Here is a 17,284-nt window from a genome sequence, read left to right as displayed (position 1 = left end):
CTCAGCCGATCTGCCGCACGAACAGGTCGAGATGGCGCGCGCCGGTGTCGATCCTGGCATAGGTGATTTCGATATCGAGCGTGGACTCGTCTGCACGAACCGCGACGGATTCGATCGTGATGACCGAATCGAGCCAGCGGATCAGCGAGCCGTGAACGAGAGCCTCGACGGCCGCAACCAGGGCATCGGAAGAAGGAGCAAACACGAGCTGCTTCAGCCCGCAGCCAAAATCCGGCCTGTTGACGCGCTCGCCAGGCTCGGTGAAGAGGACAAGCTTGATCATGTCCCTGACATGATCATCGTCGCCGGTCGTTCGCGTCCGCCCCTGTGCGTCGATGCCGAATGGAACGTCGAGATGGCGGGAAATTGCGTTCATTGTGATACCACCTCTATGGCGTCGACACGGATCGTGGCCCCGCCGATGGCGGGAACTAGCCTGAATGCTTCCGGATGGTCAGAAAGATGCAGCGCAACCCCACGGGCAATCGCGACGAACATGCGCCGCCGCGCGCGTACGTCGCGGTCGGTGTTCGACGTTGAAAGGGGCTCAAGGCCATCGAGCACCAGGAGCTTGTTCAGCTCCTTCTCCATCGCTTCGGCCATCGAATTGACGAAGCTCATGGCATCGTCTGGATCGGATGAGAAATTGCCTGGTTTGATCGCCATCGTAAGCCCCTAATCCAGTGTGACCTTGGTCGAGAGAAGAGACGGTGGTGGCGGCATCATCTGAACCACAGAGGGCGCCGGCGTCACCGGGAGGATCCCTGCCGCCATCTGCCCCACATGCAGGTGTGTGTTGAAGATCGTCACCAGCGTGTTGAGATAGGTCATCAGCTGGTCGCCATGGACCGCCGGATGAAATGCGACCGCGCTTCCCTCGAAGATCTTGCTGCTTTCGAAGACAACCTTGGCGAGCCCGCGCAGGGTCACAGTCGACTGCCTGACGTCGAGCACGATCTGGTTGGCGCCGGCCGGATCGGAGAGCGTGATCGTCTGTTGCTTGTCGTCAAGCGCGATCGTCAGCCCAAGGTCGCTGCGCCAGACCTTGGTCATGGGATCGGGTGGAGAGGCTGGCGGCGCCATCGGGGCCTCGGCCAGGCCCCAATAACAGCCGGCAAAGATCGGTCGCGAAATGTCCCCGCCTTCAAACTCGATCCACACGCCCGCACCGACCGGCGGCAGCGAGAAGAAGCCTGATGTCGTTCCGGCGTAGGGCGCACAGGGTGTCGCCCATCCCGTCTCGAAATCCTCGAGCAGCGAGGGAATGCGCGCCTTGATGCGGCCAAGCCTGCTTGGGTCATTCACATCGGTCGCAATCCCGCGATACTTGCCATAGAAGCGTTCATAGTGCGCCTGGCTATGGTCGGCTGCGGCTAGGAGATCGTTCACGTCCTGCTCCTTTCATGCAATCGCGGCAAAGGGGTCGATGAAGATTTCGGCGCCGGTCAGCCCGACAGCATTGCGCCAACCGGAAAAACTCTGGGCGTAATCGTCGCGTGATATCCGGTGGGTGACGGAATCGACGTAGTAGAGGCCGCTGTTTTCCCGACCTGCGCCGCGTACCAGCACGGTTTGCCCGCATCGCAACGCCCTGGCGAACTTGATCCCGTCGACTTCGCCGCGGCAGCTGACCGAACGGCTCGAGGCGGTCGCCCTGGCAAGGGCCGACGACTGTGCCTCCTGCGGGCTTGCCGCATCCGTCGCAGATATCCGGTCGACAGGCGGAGGCAGGATGCGCAGGAGATTGGGTTCCATGCCCATCGGCAGTTCGCTCGCAGCCGGTGCAATGTAGGGCAGCGGCAGGCGTGTCTTCGGCTCCGAGGTGAAGCCAAGCATCGAGACCGGTCGCTGCATGTCGTTGAAGGCATTGAAGGAGCGCAGGTTGGTCTGGCGTCCGAAGTCGATCGACAGCACACCCTGCGGCACCGGCAGGCTCAGTGGCGGTCGGAAGTGTCCGATGTCGAGGCCGCTGAACGGTTCGGGGGCAACATACAGATCGAAGCCGTTTCGATAGGCGAGCTGGCTGAGGTAGACGGAATCCGAACTGCGCTGGGTGGTTGTCGTATCGAGCGTCGTGCGCTGCGGCGGGGTCGGCAACACGTCGGGAATGATGCCATAGCTGCCGAAGATCGCCGTGGCGACGACGCTGTCCGGGCAGTTGGGCCATGTCTTGGGTGCGCGACGCTGCCCCATCAGTGTCCCAAGCGCGTCGGCGCCGACAACCTCGAGAATGGAGCGGCCGGGATCATTGCCGGCAAGAAGCCGTGTCTCCGTGACATAGGCGTTGACAAGCGCGAAGGGAACGGGAACGCCAAGCGCCAGCCGAATGGTCAGGGGCGTGTTTGGCCGGAAGATCGGAAGTGCTGCCGCGTCATAGTCGCCCATGAAGTTGCGGCTGAGGTCGAAACTCAGCCGTACCATCGACGCACGGCCGACTGCCGTTTCCACCTCGATCGAGCTTAGTGCTTCGATCAGCAAGCGCGGCAGCGGCGCCTTGGCGATCTGGACCAGGAAGAATGACGGCAGGATCGTCATGCGAGATCTCCCGGTGAGGGGACCGATATGATCGTGCCGGGCTGATCGGTCAGATCGACCGGGCGCATCACCCGGTTGATGTCGCAGAGTTGCCAGAAGCGTTCAGGATCCCCGAGCGTCGAGGCGCTTGCCAGATCCGGCCTGTCGCCGCTGCCGACGACGTAGCTGCGGCTTCCCGAGGTTGCTGGAATGAACCGCATGCGCTTGTAGCGGATGACCCGCCCGTCGGCACCTTTGTACTGCGCCTCGGGAATGGATTCGTAACGGCTGCCTCGGAAGAACATCCTATCCTCCTATGGAACAAGGGCCTGAAGGCCGGAGCGGGCGCCGAAGGTCTCCTGTGCGGCCATCGCCTGCTTCTGCGTCAGTGCCGCGAGATAGACGAAGTAGCCAGGGTCGACGATGCTGAGATCGCGATAGGTGAGCACCTTCAGCGTCAAATCTGCGCGGGCCCTGATCGGGTTGAGCGACTGGTCAAAGGCCTCCTCGCGCACCGACAGGCTTTCGAGGCGCACAGGCAGGACGCGGTGTGCCCCCCAGACGAGGAAGGCCATGGGAGCGTTTTCCGCCAGGATGAAAGCACCGCCCGCAAGCGCGATGACCTCGTTGGCCAGCACCATGGAATAGGCGGGGTAGACCAGCTTTTCGAGCGCGGCGAGCGCCGGATGGAGACCATTTGCGACGGTGACGCCGTTCTGCCCCGGCTTCTCGAGCTGGTCGGCAGCATCGATCTCGACCGAAAACGTCAGCGTTTCGTCGGGCGGGCCGTTGAGGCGGCGGGCGTCGCCGCGTCCACCGCCCGAGGCCGAACGCCCGGCGATCTGGCGCGTCACCTCGTCAGGATTGTACTGGAATGCAACGACAATTGGCAGCGGATCAGGCGGCTGAAACGCGACGATTCCGCCTTTCTGCACCTTTGGCCATCGTGGCGATGCGGTCATGATCCTGCTCCTATGGTGCGGCGGGTTGTTTCTTTAAGCCGAGCGATGCGATCAGCATCCGAGCAAGGTTAGGCACCTGCTTCGGCCAATAAACATTCTCGAAGTGGGCGATGGCTTGGGTGGCCACCCCGGCCGATGCGGTTGGTGCCTGTTCGGCCGGCTTGACCGGCAATGACTTGTCCCAATGCATCTCGGCATATGCGAGGTAGATCCCGTTCGCGGCAAGCCGTCCGGCCTCAGCCTTGAACGCGGGGTTCGACGTGTCGACCGCAAATCCCTGTCGGGCAATTTCTGCAGCCAGCACCGTAACTGCCGCCGCAATGACCGGCTCGACTGCCAGAAAGGATGCAACGAAGCCTCTTCCTGGCGATCCCTTGCCGGTGGCGCCGGTGAAGAATCGGAGCGACCAGTTTTCTGTCGGGTGGCCGGCACCCGTATGGCCCCATACGCTGACATTGCCGACACCGGCGTCGACCAGGGTGTCGCGGACAACGGCGGCAAGCGAATCCTTGCCACCGGGCTCGAACGAGCCCCTGCGGTAGACATCTTCCTTGTTCGACCCGAGATTTTCCGTGACACCCTTTGCGGAGCTGCAGGTGTAGAGGATGATCCGGGCCGTATTCGACAGGAATGGTGCAATCGTCTTGAAGATGCCGGGCGCGTTTGACGACGTTACATTGAGGCTGCACCAGCTGGGCGTGCCATGCGCGAAAATCGCAAGTGACTTGATCCTGCCGGGCGTCGCACTTGTCGCTGCGCCTGCCGCAGGGACCTTCGCCAACGCTCTCCCGACCACGCCCGCAAGACGCGGAACGACGTCCTGGATGCGGCTGGTGCCGTCGGTCTTCGTGCCGCGAATGGCCTTGCCGAAGACCAGCGACGTCGCATCAAACCGTTCGTCCTTGATGCCTATTCCCTGTTCGCGCGCCGCAAATGCATCGGCAAGTGCCTGCGACATTGGCTGCGCCTTCTTGATGAGGTCGAAGTCAGGATCGAAGAAGGCGAGGCTGTAGCCGTCATTGAATTCTTCCGATCTCAGCTTCTTGCCGAGTTCGATGTCCGGGTCGCCAGTGACACTGTCGCGGCGCACCACGCCATCGGCCTGCTGCACGGTATGCGCCAGTTCATGCGCCATCAGCCGGCGACCCTCGAGACTTGTCGGACGATATTGACCGGACGCAAATCCGATGTGGTGTCCGACGGTATAGGCCCTGGCCCCTATATGGTCGGCTGCACGGGCAGCAGCCCCTTCAGCATGCAGGCGCACCGCTGACAGGTCGCGGCCGAACTGAGGCTCGAAATAGGACCGCTCTGATGGGCTGAGCGGCATGCCTGGCCGGGAGGTGACTGCACGCTCGGCCGCCTCCGCACCCGCACTTGCGGCGTCACTCGAGGCCGATCGCCGGACTGTAGAACCGGCCGATGACGGAGTAATGCTGGCACAGCGACCGGAAATCACCCGCTCGGCGGCGGCGTCGGCCTCGTGCTCCATCGCGTCGTTGACCGCACCGAGTTTTGCCTTGCGCTGAACGACCGGGTGCCGTGCAGGGGCAGTGTGGCAACGACTGGCGCAAAGTGGGGCGTGCGTCGCCGTCATTTTTCCCTCCCTTTGCCTGTCTCCGATCTCATCCTCATGATCGCTACCTGCTGTAGACAAAGTTCAGCCCGATCCGGGCGAAGTGCAGCTTGTCCGTGTCGTCGCTGAAGGCCTTGCCGAGTGCCGCCTCGACTTCGACTCCGATCCGGCGGCCCTTTTTCATGTCGTCGAAAATCCCGATCCTGGCGCCGACCTCGCCGTAGGGCGTCTTGTCGGGCCAGACGATGCCCCCGACGCCGCCAAAGACGCCCACCTTGGCGCCCCAGGTCGCTGGGTGGGTCTGCGCTGAAAGCCCTAGTCGCGCTCCGAAGAGCAGCGCGTCACGATGTTTCTCCGGGGCATTCAGATAAAGGGCGTGCAGTCCAGCCTCGAGGTTGAAACGTCGGCTCGTATCGAGCGGCAATGCGGCGTCGACGCCCCCCTCCACCGCGTAACCCTCGCCGAGATTGCCAGAAAATCCGCCGCCACCCAGCGTGAATCGTGCCTCGACCGGAAGAGCCCGGGCCCGTGCAAGGTCGACCTTGCAGCTCGCACCAAGTGCCGCCTGCACAAAGACTTGCGCAAACTGGAAATGCCGCTCATGGAAGGCTGCAAGCCTGCCGTAGGTGTGTTGAGACCCCATGCGGGTGAAGTCTGTCCGGACCCGCTCATCGCGTGCCCAGGCCGGCGTGCGGGTTCGGTAGGCCTGATTGGTCTCGCGATATTCGTCGCCGACGCCGAGCCGCTGGTGGCCGCCTTCGTGCACCGTCGTCCCGGGGTTGAAGTCCGGCGCGCAGATCGTTGCCGCATCGGCGCGTCCGCCGCGATTGACGACATTGATGGTCACATCGGGACTGGTGGCCGTCTGGCTGACCTCCACCCGGATCGGAATGTCTCGGCCAGCACACGGGTTCTTGCAGCCTGAGACCCTCAGTTTGAACCAGCCGTTCAGGCCATCCTGCGCCGTTTGAACGACTTCGTTGGCGATCTCCGCAAGCCGGGCCGGGCTGACGGGAGGCGCGGGGCCGGCACCCCCGCTCGTGCAAATGCCGGCGGTTCCAGATGTCGGTGCCGCGACAAAATTCATGCGAAACGGCAGGCGCACGACGCAGTTCTTGGGATCGTAGATGACGTTGACGGTTTCATCGCTGATGGTCATCTGAGCCTGGGTCGCCGTGGCCGGTGAAATCTCCTGCCGCCTGACGCTTCCGGTAAAGGTTCCGTCAGCCTGCAGGGTCGGTCCGCCGGTAACGGTATTCAGGAACGCCGTGCCTCCGCCGCCGCTGGTATCGATCGGCGCGAGACCAGCCGGTTGCCGCCTGATCGTCCCGCCGGATTGCTGCACGACATGGGCAAGCTCATGAGCAAGCAGGGCATTGCCGCCCTCGGCGCTGGCAAATGCAATCGAGGAGCCAAGCGTGTAGGCTCTCGCGCCAATGCCCTCGGCGGCGCGCTCGGCTGCGGCACTGCGGTGGAGGCGCACCTCGGAGAAATTATGGCCGAAACGCGGTTCGAAATAGGCGCGCTGTTGCGCAGTGAGCGCCGTGCCGCCGCTACTGATGGCTGACGCTGCGCGGTCGACGGCTGACTGTTCGGCTGCCGCGCCGCCCTTGCGGCGAAGCATCGCGTCGTTGGCCTCGCAATGGGCGCACTTCCGGCGAATGGCGTGCCGTTCCTCGTCCTCGCAGGCGCTGCACTTGCGCTGGGCAAGCGAAGTCGAACGCGAGAGGTTGGAAACACGGGCACCCGAGAGGATCTCAGCTGCGGCGCGATCGGCTTCGTGCTCGAGCGGATCGTTCTCTGAACCGAGCTTGACCTTTCGCTGAACCATCGGTTTTGCGCCCGGCTGGGGCGTCTTGCCTGCAGTCTGCGGGACAGGATATGCCTGCATCATGACGTCACCCTCCGCAGCGCACGGGCAATCTCTCGCCTGACCGCATCGGTCAATTGCGGCATGCCCGTGTCGCTGGTGATGCGGATGGTGAGTGCGTCGATGCGGATCCGGCCCCCGTCGGCAGCCCCAGCTCCAGCAGTGTCCCCCGCTTGCGAAATACCGTCGACCACGGCGCGGGTGATGCCGTGTGCGTTGGCACCATTACCGTTGACCGCTCCGACATGACGCTGCAGTGTCCTTGTCATGCCCACCCCCCAAAGTCACGGTCGAGCTTGCGGAATTCTGCCCGGGCCGCCCGTTCAATGTGTCTCATGCCGACCGCGCAATCTTCTGCTGCGGACAGATAGGCCGCATTGACGGCAACAACGCTGATGTTGCCGCCGGTGAAGTCGAGCCTGGAGAGCTTCTGATAGTCGAGGTCGTCCGTGAGCGTGCCTGCCGGGAAGGCGCGCCGCCACATGGTTTCGCGCTCGGCGGCATCGGGAAACGGAATGTCGACCACATAGCGAAGCCTGCGAAGAAAGGCGGGGTCGAGATTGTTCTTCAGGTTGGTGGCAAGGATTGCGAGGCCGGAGAAGGCCTCCATCCGCTGCAGGAGGTAGCTGATCTCGAGGTTGGCATAGCGGTCATGGCTGTCCTTGACCTCCGTCCGCTTTCCGAACAGTGCATCCGCCTCGTCGAAGAAGAGGACGCAGCCACCGGCTTCGGCGGCGTCGAAGACCTGCCGCAGATTACGTTCGGTCTCGCCGATATATTTCGAGACCACGGAGGACAGGTCGATCCGGAAAAGATCAAGCTTCAGGGAATGGGCAAGGACCTCTGCGGCCATGGTCTTGCCGACACCGCTCGGACCGGCAAAGAGTGCTGTCGTGCCGTGGCCGCGGGCGAGCCGCTCCGCAAAACCGCCAGTGCCAAGGACGCGGCTCTTGAAGCGAACCTGCGCCTCGATGGCGTGCAACAAGGCAAGAACCCTCGGTGGAAGGACGATATCCGCAAAGCCGAACCGGGGCACGATCCGCTCGCTGAGCCCGAGCAGATCCCGGCTGGCGACTGAGCGGCAGGCGTCCCAAAGCGCGGAAGCAGCATCGACAGCTTCGCGGGCGAGCCGGGCAATCTCCCGCGGTCCCAGCGCAAAATGCTCGGCAATTTCAAGGAGATCATTCTCAGGGACGGTTGCCTTCCCATCAAGGGCGGTTTTCCAGAGGAAAAGACGGTCAGGCGCCGCAAGCGGGCGGCAGTCACCGGTCGGCACATGACGCGCCGTCTCGAGAGGCCGTTTGCCGACGACGATGATGAAGCCGGAAAAGCCGCGCAGCATGTCCTCGCCGGCAAGCCTGCCGTCGGCCTCGTCAATGTCGACAAGCAACGCGAAGCGGCCGATGGCGGCTTCGCGTTCAAGCAGCGCAATGAAGTCGCGTCGTTCGCCAGGATCGGAAGGAAGGAAGCGCGGAAGCAGGGTACGAATGCCAAGCCCGAAGCGGCGGGCAAGGGCTGCGGCCGTGGCGCGACGCGCGCTTCTTGCCGCGCCGACCAGCGCTGCCGCCGGGCGCGCGATGTCCACGCTCGCGCAAAGGTAGTCGACGATCTTTAGATTTTGCTCTGGAAGAGGACCGTAGTCGTCCGCCTCTAGCGCCTGGTCGATCGCGGCGACGCGCTGGTCCTCTCCGAGCAACAGCCGCAAGACGCGCTCATCCACGGCAAACCGCGATTGCAGCAGGACAGTGCTGTCTGATATCTCGATCAGCCGAAAGCGTCTGAGTGGCGCGTCCGGGCTGAACCGGGCGAGGGCAAGGAAGCGGGCCTCTGGCGGCTCGATCGTTTCGCACACCGCAAAGGCCATCTGAAGGTCCGCCCTGCCAATGCCTTGCACCAGCTGCGCTGCACAGCCAAGCAACAGAACGTCGAGATCGAAAGGTGCCAGCGAGAAGAGATCGCCAAGCCGGTCGATGCTGGCGGGCTCACCTGCGTTGATCTGCCGTCTCCGTGCTGCATCATAGGCATCACGGATCGCCCCGGTGTCATCGGCCGCGGCAAGGCGCGCCGAGATCCAGGAGAGACCGAGCGCCATCGTTGCGGCATTGGCGCTAAACCAGTCCGCTGGTCGGTCTTCCCAGATGCTCTCCTGCGCATTGATGACCGTATTCAGCATGATCCTCCTCACGGTTGGTGGTAGACGAGTTCTGGTCCAATGCTGCGCACACCGTCCACCAGCACTGCCACCGGGTAGTCGCCTGCGGATGGCAGCTCGAAGCTTTCAACCGGCACCTCGATGCGTGTCGGCGTCGGCGGATCACCCGGTGCGGCATCCGCTGCCTTGACGATCCGGCGTGAACGGTCGCCGATCACGACCTCGACGATCTTCGCGCCGCGGTGCCAGAGCCGTTTGCCCTCGAGCCTAAGGACCCGATCGCCAGCAGGGGAAAGGACGGTCAGGCCTTCGAGAGACGGCACGAGCTGAAGAAGAACGGTGTTTGATCGAAGCCTCCGTGTCGTGTTGCCGGTCGTGCCCCGGTCCAACCCGCCGGTGACCGTGTCCGTTGCGATGTCGGTGAGAATGTGAAACTCGAGTGGGCCCGGCTGGAGCTTGATGTCATCAGGCACGATCATCTCGAAGCGCCCGTTCGGGGAGGCGGGAAGCGAAGCGGGAAGAAGCGTTCCGAGGACAGCAGATACCGGGACGCCAATCGTGCCTTCCGTCTCGATGACAACAGTCCCCCCGATCGGGACGCGGATGTCGCCGATCGGTTCGTTCGGTGGTTTTAGGACAAAAGCCGAAAGGATCACCGGTGCCCGACGCACGGTCGCGGATATCGATCGTATTTCCACGGGTGCCGGCCGCAGGCGCGGAGACACGGTCTCGATCTGCACGACCGTCACTTCGTAGACTACCGATCGGCGGAAATTCGCCTGCGGCATCGCCGACCAGATGCGACTGAGATCGTCGATCGACATCGGATTCAGCACCACTTTCAGGCGCTCGAATTCGTCTGCAAGCACCGGATCGATCACCGGATCGCCAATCCGTTTGCTGCCGACATTCCGGGTCATGACAAGCTCGTCGATGTGGACGCCGAACTCATGCAGGACGGCCATTGCGTCGCCGAGCAGGATTTGCGCGTTGAGGTCGGAATCAGCGGCGTCTTCAGTTGCGCTGTAGCTCGACAGCAGGAAGCGAAGGTCCAAGGACAGCGGCGGGCGACCCGGGCTGCCAGGATGTGCCCGACCTGGAATGTCCTGGTTCTTGAGAACCCCATTTTCGATCACCTGGTAGAGGTAGAGGTTCACACGTCGATCTGCGACCTGCGGCGTCACGTCGGGCGGCGACAATGTCACCTCGGCTGCCGTTGCCATGCGATCGAGAAGCAGATGGCGTAGGGTCCGGCTGACAGCAGCGATCGCTTCGTGTGTTGCCATGGCTATCGCCTCGGTCCAAGGCGCCGCTGCTCATGCGTGGCAAAGCCGCTGGCGCGATCAGGCCCCCGGTCGACCGCGGCTGCCGGTGACGGCGTGACGACGATGTCGATGCGCCCGATCTCGATCGTCGTGCCGCTGTCGGACCGCGTTGCGATGGCTGCCGGCGCACGCGCTCTGGCCAGCTGTTCCGGACGGATGGCCCGTTCCGGCAGGGAAGGATCCATCGCTTGAGGATCCCGTTCCCGTGACATGCCCGCCGGATCGATTGCGGACTGGGGCGTCCCCCTTGGTTCCCTGAGATTTGGGTCGAGCTCCACGACAGGTATGGTCGTCAGCACCTCCTCGCCGGCGGGCTGTGCCGCAACAGGCTGGCCGGCAGGGGCAGGCTGGTGCCGGCTCGGCTCGACAGACGCAGCAGCGTCGGGCACGCGCGCACGCGTCCGCTCATGGCCATCCCTCGCAGCCGCAGCCGGCGTCGTTTGGGCAGGTGTCGCAAGTCGAAGGGGCTGCTGTTGCGGCTGCAATGTGCCGGGGCGTCGGACGGTCATTTGCGGTGGCTGTCCACGGTCCGATTTAGGTGCTTCAGCCATGCCCGGGTCGGGATATGCAGCGACCTGGCGTGGGGAAAAATGCGATCGGGCAGGAACGGTCGCAAACTGTGCCTTTCCGGCAGCGGAAGGTCCGATACCTCTGATGAGGACCGATCGAAGAAAGCCTGTCATGCCTCCAGCTCCTCCTCGATCATTGCCAGGTAGTCGGCGCGGCGGTCACGGGTAAGGGCGAGGATATCAGGCTCCGTCCAGTGGTAGACAGAGGCCAACCGATGCACGTCGCGAAGGACATGTCGACCGTCCATCAATGTGCCCCGGAGGAGCGTCGTTGCATCGACAACGACCTCCACCGTCTTTCCGCAGCCCGGGCAGACGAATTCGACCTCGCTCTCTGCCGCCGGGTCGGCGTGGCGCATGGCGTCTTCGACGGCTGCAAGGATCTCGGCGTCTGGATCGACGATCGATACCGGCCACCCGTTCCGGGTCGCCTCGACCACACAATCGCGCAGGAGGCGCACGTCCGCATCCCCACCTGCCTCCGGGACGGCCAGGGCAAGCCTTGCCTGGTCGCCGCCTGTCGGGAGCCGAAACGAGATCTGCCACAGAGCGCTATCGCATTCGCACTCAACTTTATAGATCGCCGTTTGTCTGGCGGGAGGCGGTTCTGCGACGCGGGCAGGGATATCGAGTTCGACGATTTCCTCGCAATCAGGGCATCGCGCGACGACGTCGACATTGGCTCCGAAGGTCAGTCGATAAAGCGCAAACAGCAGCCGCTCCCGGTCTCCGACCGTCAGTTCGGCGGCATCGGCAGGGAGAAGGCCGGACAGTGTCCCGATTCTAACGACCGACGATGCGAGAAGCCTTGAAACAAGATCCGCGTTGGGCCAGCCGGCCCTGACGCCATCGCGCAGGTCAAATTCCGCCCGGCCCGTCAACGGCACCAGCGTTGCCGACCGATGGACGGCGCCGTCGCGAAACAGGCCCTGTGCGAGTTCGATCGCGATGGTGTCCATCGGAACTCTCCTGGAACTCAGCTGGTTGTTAGCCCGGCGGGAACGTGAACGACGGCTCGGTTGGCTCGGTCACGGCGGTATCGCGTTCCCAGCCTTCGTTTTCGAGTTTGAGTGTCTGGATCGCGACCGCATTGGCGTTGGCATCGAGATCTGGAAGTGCCTGGTATTCCGAAACCCAGCAACGGAATACGTTGTAGGAAATGACCTTTTGCCCGGCCTCGTTGAACAGGTCGATGATGATGTCCTTGCGAAAGTCTGCGAGTGACAGCTCCGCCCCGGGCCCGGCCCCGAAATTCCAGAGCTTGTTTGCCCATTGCTCGAATTCGAGGTCGTGGGTGACGCCCCGTTCCAGCGTGACCGCTTCATATTTCGTTCGGCCTGGCGACTTCCGGCTGGTGGAGGGGTCTCCCCCCTCCCGATGCTCCACAACTTCCGTCGAACGCTTCAGCGCGCCGACCTTGCTGACCCCGGCCACATAGCGACCGTCCCATTTCACCCGGAACTTGAAGTTCTTATAGGGGTCGAACCGGCGGGGATTGACTGTGAACTGTGCCATCTCGGTTATCCTCAGGCTTCAGGTCGCCGCACGATCTGGTGTATCTTGATGATGACGAATTCCGCAGGCTTCAGGGGCGCAAAGCCCACCTCGATGTTGACGATGCCGTTGTCGATGTCCGATTGCGTCGTCGTCTCCCTGTCGCATTTGACAAAGAAGGCATCCCGCGCCGTCGACCCCTGAAACGCGCCCTGCCGGAACAGGTCGTACATGAAGGAACCGACATTCATCCGGATCTGTGCCCACAGAGGCTCGTCGTTCGGTTCGAACACCACCCATTTGGTGCCGCGGTAGAGACTTTCCTCGATAAAGAGAGTGATGCGGCGGACCGGGATGTACTTGAAGTCCGACGCAATGAGGTCCGCCCCATCGAGAGTGCGTGCTCCCCAGCAAATGTTCGAGTAGATCGGGAAGGAGCGAAGCGCATTGACGCCGAGCGGGTTCAGGGTGCCGTTCTCGAGATCCGTCATCTGGTAGGCGAGGCTGTCGACGTTGCGAAGCCGCGCGTCGGTGCCGGCCGGCGCCTTCCAGACGCCACGCGCTGCATCGGTGCGGGCCCACAGTCCGGCGATCGTTCCGGATGAGGCGACCGAACGGGCGCGACCCTGGTTCAATGGATCAGCAAGGATCGTCCGTGGATAATAGACCGCACCGTTAGGATGACGCAGCGGCTCGTTGTCCGAGAGCCAGGCATGCATCTGATCGACCAGCCTGACATTTTCGGGGATGTCGACGATGATCATCGCGCGCCGATCACCGACATAGGCCTCTGCCGCAGCATAGAGCGACCGGGCATTGGCGGCGGTAAGACGTGGAGCATCGGGTAGGCAAAGGATGTTGAAGAGATCGACATCCTCGAGTGCCCATAGGCCGGTGCGATCGGCAGCGTTTCCCTGGTAGACCGCAAGCGGAACCGCATAGGTCTCCCCGTCCAGAACGGTGCCGTCATCACCGCCGTCGAGTGCAAAGGCAGCACCTGGCGTCGGAAGGTGCTCGGTGGCGTTGGCAGCACCTGTTGCCGGCTGCAATGCGTAATTGGCGACATCGGCACCGGAAAACACAAACAGCGCGTCGGCTGCAAATGTTCGCGGCCCAAACCCCGGCGTGACGACAAACCGGCGCGGCCGCCCCGTCGCCCCGTCGCCAATGATGGCGACGGTCGCTGACGAGAAGTAGGTCTGCAGTTCCGGAGCAAAGCGAGGCGCGACGGCGCGGATTGCGGCCTGCAGGCGCTGCGCCCAGCTGTTGAAGCTCGCCTGTGTCTGTCTTATGGCCGAGGACGGGTTTGCGGGGACGTCGGCCGCGATCGTGAGCGGCTGCGCGGCCGCACCCGAGCCGGCAAGCGTGATCGAGATGGTGTCGATGTCGGCAAAGACCGGCCGCGTTCCGGCAAGTTCGCCGCTCACCATCCCGGTCGCGCGCGGGCGCGGGAAGGGTGCTGAAAGGGTCACGCCCGTCGCAAGCGCAAGCTGGATCAGCCTCGAGCCCTGATTGACGACGTCGATGACGTTGTTTGCGGTATTGGGTTCGGTCGTCAGGTTGTTGAAGGCTTCGGAGGAGGCGATGCTTGCCGTTACCCCGCTGGTTCTGAGCTCGCTGACCACCAGATTGAAGGTCGCATCGTCACCGGTTCCATTGTTGGTGATGGCGATGCGCAGGTTGTCGCCCCATCCACCGGGATTGACCGCCGACTGACCGCGAATGCGCCGCCCAGCAGTCGCAACCAGTAGGTTCGAACCGTCTAGCGCAGGCAAGGTTACCGTAGAGGCTGCGATCGCTGTTGCACTGTCGCTGCCGTCGTGGCCGACCCTGACGACATAGGCTTCGGTTCCGCCATTGAGGAAGAACTGCTGGACGGCGTAGGAGGTCTCGCTGTTGCGTTCGAGACCACCATATTCGCGCTCGAAGTCGGACTGGCTGAGCAACTGCACCGCCTCGTCGAGAAGGCCACGGCTGAACGTGCCGATGAATGCGGTCGTCGAGGTGGCGACGCCCGTGACAGGGCGAAGGCCACTCGGAATTTCTTCAACATACACGCCTGGGTAAGTGGGACGTACGGGCATCGTCAGACTCCGAATCGTTCGTTGAACACGCGATACGTGTCATTGCGACGGAACATTCCGGCATTCGGGAGTATAAACGGGGAGCTGCTGATTACCGGTACAATATGAGAGCAAATCAACCGATGGTCAATACTGTAGTGGGCCCGTGAAATCCGTCGACGGGAAAGTAAAAATGATTCAACGGGATGCGCGTGAGTCGCGACCCAATATCGCCGGAGAACGTTTCCTGTAAGGGAAGTGCCTCGGGTCGTAACGCCGGGCACTGGGCGTCGAGACATCGAACAGAGAGTAACAATTCGACAATCATGACGGGCGATTTTGATGCGCGGTTCACACCCGGAATAATCACCGAAAAGTTGTGAAATCCGAGGAGGAAGGATCTGGCCTTTGAGCTGTGTCAACGCGTTTCGATGGAGAGACGGTTCGCGGTCGTCAGCACGACAGGAAAGTTCTCTCCGAGGCTATAGAAATGGCGGCGGGCCACGGCGGCCGTCATACGGGTTATGACAACCCCTGCGACCGCACGAATCTTGGCGAAAACTGGACCAGATGCCCGCATGCGGCGATGCGCCGCCCATGGCGTAATTCCCATTCCGGAAGATCGCGACGCGCATCACACAGATGTCTGGTGATGGATTGACCTGCGGCGGACAACCCAAAACCCTGGGTTTGGATCATCAAGCTCGCTGTTACTTCCGGCTGAAATTTTAGGGTTCGCAACGGTCGTATCGCGACTCCCAAGGCTTTTTCGTGATGCGATCCCCTTCGATGAAAAAGCTCACCCCGTGACACGAACGAAGGCAATGGTGCACGCCGAACAGGACGATTGGACGTCGCTGGCATTGCCGGCGAAATCCGGTTTTTGCGTGAGAGAGACCGGGACGGAGCGGGGGATCAATGCGCCAAGGATTGGCTGGCGATGAAGGTTGCCACTCGCATTTCGAACGCGACTGGGCTACCCTCCAGGAGTGCTTCGACCTCACGCGATGAGGGATGGCGGGAAAGCTGAGCCCCGGAACCACGGGCAAAATCTGAAAGTCTTTCGCGTTTTTACAGGGGAATCCACCCCTAGCGCCTCGCGCCTCGACAACGCACAATCCCAATCTGCAAGGAAGTTGCTCGACGGCCGCGTTCCTTGTGCCTGGATCTGGAGGAGATTCTGGCTGACCCACGACAACAGGCGGAGCCGGAATGCTTGCCTTGGGAGGAACCATGTTTCAACGGCTTTTCAAATTGAGTGAACACGGCACCAGCGTGCGCACCGAACTCATCGCAGGCGTGACGACGTTCCTGACGATGTCCTACATCATCTTCGTGAACCCGGATATCCTGTCGACCACAGGCATGGATCGTGACGCTGTGTTCGTCGCAACTTGTCTTGCCGCGGCTTTGGGATCAATCATCATGGCATTGGTTGCCAACTGGCCGATCGGCATGGCGCCAGGCATGGGGCTGAACGCATTCTTTGCCTTCACCGTGGTTGCGGCCCTCGGCTTTACCTGGCAGCAGGCGCTTGGCGCGGTTTTCATCTCGGGCATGATCTTTGTCCTGCTGACGGTAACAGGCGTGCGCCGGTGGCTGATCGACGGCATCCCGCATTCATTGAGAAGCGCGATCGCGACCGGTATCGGCCTCTTCCTCGCCATCATCGCACTGAAGAACGCCGGCATCGTCGTCGACAACCCAGCAACACTCGTCGGCCTAGGAAACCTCAAGGAGACCGGACCGCTTCTTGCGATCTTCGGCTTCTTCGTCATTGCCGTGCTCGATGCGCTGAAGGTAAGAGGTTCGATCCTCATGGGCATTCTCGCTGTGACCGTCCTATCCTGGATCTTTGGCGTCAGCGAGTTCAAGGGCATCGTCTCCATGCCGCCGTCGATCATGCCGACCTTCATGCAGCTCGATATTTTCGGTGCTCTCCACGGCGGTCTGATCCAGGTAATCCTCGTCTTCGTTCTTGTCGAAGTCTTCGATGCGACCGGTACGTTGATCGGCGTTGCCAAGCGCGCGAAGCTTGTCGAGGAGGGACGTCCTAACAACCTGAGCCGGGCACTGCTTGCAGACAGTGCGGCTATCGTCGCCGGCTCTCTGATGGGGACCAGCAGCACGACGGCCTATGTCGAAAGTGCCTCTGGCGTGCAGGCAGGCGGCCGGACCGGTCTGACAGCGCTTGCGATCGCTGTCCTCTTCCTGGCAGCTCTTTTCATCTCTCCTCTCGCTGCCTCGGTTCCCACCTATGCGACCGCTCCGGCTCTTCTCTACGTTGCAGGCCTGATGATGCGCGAGATGACCGAGATCGATTGGGACGATTTGACGGAAGCGGCGCCGGCAGCGCTCACCGCACTCGCCATGCCCTTCACCTATTCCATCGCCAACGGTCTTGCCTTTGGTTTCGTAAGCTATGTCGTCATGAAGATCTTCACCGGCCGGTGGTCGATCCTGCATCCGGCGACGCAGATCGTGGCCGCGCTGTTTGTTGTGCGCTTCGCCTTCTTTGCCCCGTAAGGCACGTCGCGAAAAAGGCCGGCTTGGCCGACCAGCCACTCACCTGAATCTGGAGCCGCGGAATTTTTCGCGGCTCCAGATTTTCTGAGCCATGCCACTGATGGGCCGAGAACAATCTACAGTGGGTGGGAGGTGAAGCCTCTCAGCCAAGCCCGCCGACAAGCCCGGGTCCCGTCTGTCTCGTAGTCGTCCGGGTGAATTGCCAGAGTGCTCCATCGCAAAATTGCAATTAT

General features: G+C 62.4%; 17 protein-coding genes. 1 reads left to right on the top strand and 16 read right to left on the bottom strand.

Features of this window, described 5'->3' with window-relative positions; all coding sequences use genetic code 11:
- Position 1 precedes the first annotated feature (1 nt).
- The 16 genes from FHT76_RS25575 to FHT76_RS25500 form a co-directional block, all read right to left on the bottom strand.
- A complete protein-coding gene (locus FHT76_RS25575) occupies positions 2–376 on the bottom strand; it encodes a GPW/gp25 family protein (protein ID WP_183756049.1) in 375 nt (124 codons plus the stop codon).
- A complete protein-coding gene (locus tag FHT76_RS25570) occupies positions 373–666 on the bottom strand; it encodes a hypothetical protein (protein ID WP_183863952.1) in 294 nt (97 codons plus the stop codon). Before FHT76_RS25570 ends, FHT76_RS25575 begins: the two co-directional genes overlap by 4 nt.
- Before the next feature lie 9 nt (positions 667–675).
- A complete protein-coding gene (locus FHT76_RS25565; RefSeq protein ID WP_183863951.1) occupies positions 676–1,389 on the bottom strand; it encodes a phage baseplate assembly protein V in 714 nt (237 codons plus the stop codon).
- 12 nt (positions 1,390–1,401) lie between these two features.
- The gene (locus FHT76_RS25560; RefSeq protein ID WP_183863950.1) at positions 1,402–2,535 is read right to left on the bottom strand and encodes a hypothetical protein; all 1,134 of its coding nucleotides are present in this window, start codon (positions 2,533–2,535) and stop codon (positions 1,402–1,404) included.
- Positions 2,532–2,819, bottom strand: a complete 288-nt coding sequence (locus FHT76_RS25555; protein ID WP_183756045.1) for a hypothetical protein — start codon at positions 2,817–2,819, stop codon at positions 2,532–2,534. The genes FHT76_RS25560 and FHT76_RS25555 overlap by 4 nt, the downstream gene beginning before the upstream one ends.
- Before the next feature lie 9 nt (positions 2,820–2,828).
- Positions 2,829–3,476: a hypothetical protein gene (locus FHT76_RS25550; RefSeq protein WP_183756044.1), complete on the bottom strand. Its 648-nt coding sequence runs from the start codon at positions 3,474–3,476 to the stop codon at positions 2,829–2,831.
- Between the two features lie 10 nt (positions 3,477–3,486).
- Complete coding sequence (locus FHT76_RS25545; protein ID WP_183863949.1) at positions 3,487–5,073, bottom strand: DUF4157 domain-containing protein; 1,587 nt, start codon at positions 5,071–5,073, stop codon at positions 3,487–3,489.
- 43 nt (positions 5,074–5,116) lie between these two features.
- Positions 5,117–6,946, bottom strand: coding sequence for a DUF4157 domain-containing protein (locus tag FHT76_RS25540; RefSeq protein ID WP_183863948.1), 1,830 nt, complete (start codon positions 6,944–6,946; stop codon positions 5,117–5,119).
- On the bottom strand, positions 6,943–7,191 hold the full coding sequence (locus tag FHT76_RS25535) for a hypothetical protein (RefSeq protein WP_183756041.1): 249 nt from the start codon (positions 7,189–7,191) through the stop codon (positions 6,943–6,945). Before FHT76_RS25535 ends, FHT76_RS25540 begins: the two co-directional genes overlap by 4 nt.
- Positions 7,188–9,095 carry an ATP-binding protein gene (locus tag FHT76_RS25530; RefSeq protein ID WP_183863947.1) on the bottom strand — a complete coding sequence of 636 codons (1,908 nt, stop codon included), beginning with the start codon at positions 9,093–9,095 and terminating at the stop codon, positions 7,188–7,190. Before FHT76_RS25530 ends, FHT76_RS25535 begins: the two co-directional genes overlap by 4 nt.
- A gap of 8 nt (positions 9,096–9,103) precedes the next feature.
- Positions 9,104–10,360 (bottom strand): DUF4255 domain-containing protein, encoded by a 1,257-nt coding sequence (locus tag FHT76_RS25525; RefSeq protein ID WP_183756039.1) that lies wholly within the window; start codon positions 10,358–10,360, stop codon positions 9,104–9,106.
- Positions 10,361–10,362: 2 nt separating this feature from the next.
- Entirely contained in the window at positions 10,363–11,082 is a 720-nt protein-coding gene (locus FHT76_RS25520) for a hypothetical protein (RefSeq protein WP_183863946.1), read from the bottom strand.
- The gene (locus tag FHT76_RS25515; protein ID WP_183863945.1) at positions 11,079–11,927 is read right to left on the bottom strand and encodes a hypothetical protein; all 849 of its coding nucleotides are present in this window, start codon (positions 11,925–11,927) and stop codon (positions 11,079–11,081) included. Before FHT76_RS25515 ends, FHT76_RS25520 begins: the two co-directional genes overlap by 4 nt.
- Positions 11,928–11,955: 28 nt before the next feature.
- A complete protein-coding gene (locus tag FHT76_RS25510) occupies positions 11,956–12,483 on the bottom strand; it encodes a phage tail protein (RefSeq protein WP_183756036.1) in 528 nt (175 codons plus the stop codon).
- 11 nt (positions 12,484–12,494) lie between these two features.
- Positions 12,495–14,546: a phage tail sheath C-terminal domain-containing protein gene (locus FHT76_RS25505; protein ID WP_183756035.1), complete on the bottom strand. Its 2,052-nt coding sequence runs from the start codon at positions 14,544–14,546 to the stop codon at positions 12,495–12,497.
- A 397-nt stretch (positions 14,547–14,943) separates the two neighbouring features.
- Complete coding sequence (locus FHT76_RS25500) at positions 14,944–15,138, bottom strand: hypothetical protein (protein WP_183863944.1); 195 nt, start codon at positions 15,136–15,138, stop codon at positions 14,944–14,946.
- A 620-nt stretch (positions 15,139–15,758) separates the two neighbouring features.
- Here FHT76_RS25500 and FHT76_RS25495 point away from each other — a divergent pair.
- Positions 15,759–17,051 carry an NCS2 family permease gene (locus tag FHT76_RS25495; protein WP_183863943.1) on the top strand — a complete coding sequence of 431 codons (1,293 nt, stop codon included), beginning with the start codon at positions 15,759–15,761 and terminating at the stop codon, positions 17,049–17,051.
- Positions 17,052–17,284: the final 233 nt, after the last annotated feature.

It is taken from the genome of Rhizobium sp. BK176, assembly GCF_024808055.1.
Note: the sequence above shows the minus strand (reverse complement) of the source record. Positions and strands in the feature narration are given on the sequence as shown.

Bases quoted from the DNA above. Each gene is read 5' to 3' on its own strand.
- FHT76_RS25575 (WP_183756049.1), bottom strand. From the start codon at position 376: ATGAACGCAATTTCCCGCCATCTCGACGTTCCATTCGGCATCGACGCA.
- FHT76_RS25570 (WP_183863952.1), bottom strand. From the start codon at position 666: ATGGCGATCAAACCAGGCAATTTCTCATCCGATCCAGACGATGCCATG.
- FHT76_RS25560 (WP_183863950.1), bottom strand. From the start codon at position 2,535: ATGACGATCCTGCCGTCATTCTTCCTGGTCCAGATCGCCAAGGCGCCG.
- FHT76_RS25555 (WP_183756045.1), bottom strand. From the start codon at position 2,819: ATGTTCTTCCGAGGCAGCCGTTACGAATCCATTCCCGAGGCGCAGTAC.
- FHT76_RS25550 (WP_183756044.1), bottom strand. From the start codon at position 3,476: ATGACCGCATCGCCACGATGGCCAAAGGTGCAGAAAGGCGGAATCGTC.
- FHT76_RS25545 (WP_183863949.1), bottom strand. From the start codon at position 5,073: ATGACGGCGACGCACGCCCCACTTTGCGCCAGTCGTTGCCACACTGCC.
- FHT76_RS25540 (WP_183863948.1), bottom strand. From the start codon at position 6,946: ATGATGCAGGCATATCCTGTCCCGCAGACTGCAGGCAAGACGCCCCAG.
- FHT76_RS25535 (WP_183756041.1), bottom strand. From the start codon at position 7,191: ATGACAAGGACACTGCAGCGTCATGTCGGAGCGGTCAACGGTAATGGT.
- FHT76_RS25530 (WP_183863947.1), bottom strand. From the start codon at position 9,095: ATGCTGAATACGGTCATCAATGCGCAGGAGAGCATCTGGGAAGACCGA.
- FHT76_RS25525 (WP_183756039.1), bottom strand. From the start codon at position 10,360: ATGGCAACACACGAAGCGATCGCTGCTGTCAGCCGGACCCTACGCCAT.
- FHT76_RS25520 (WP_183863946.1), bottom strand. From the start codon at position 11,082: ATGACAGGCTTTCTTCGATCGGTCCTCATCAGAGGTATCGGACCTTCC.
- FHT76_RS25515 (WP_183863945.1), bottom strand. From the start codon at position 11,927: ATGGACACCATCGCGATCGAACTCGCACAGGGCCTGTTTCGCGACGGC.
- FHT76_RS25510 (WP_183756036.1), bottom strand. From the start codon at position 12,483: ATGGCACAGTTCACAGTCAATCCCCGCCGGTTCGACCCCTATAAGAAC.
- FHT76_RS25505 (WP_183756035.1), bottom strand. From the start codon at position 14,546: ATGCCCGTACGTCCCACTTACCCAGGCGTGTATGTTGAAGAAATTCCG.
- FHT76_RS25500 (WP_183863944.1), bottom strand. From the start codon at position 15,138: ATGGGAATTACGCCATGGGCGGCGCATCGCCGCATGCGGGCATCTGGT.
- FHT76_RS25495 (WP_183863943.1), top strand. From the start codon at position 15,759: ATGTTTCAACGGCTTTTCAAATTGAGTGAACACGGCACCAGCGTGCGC.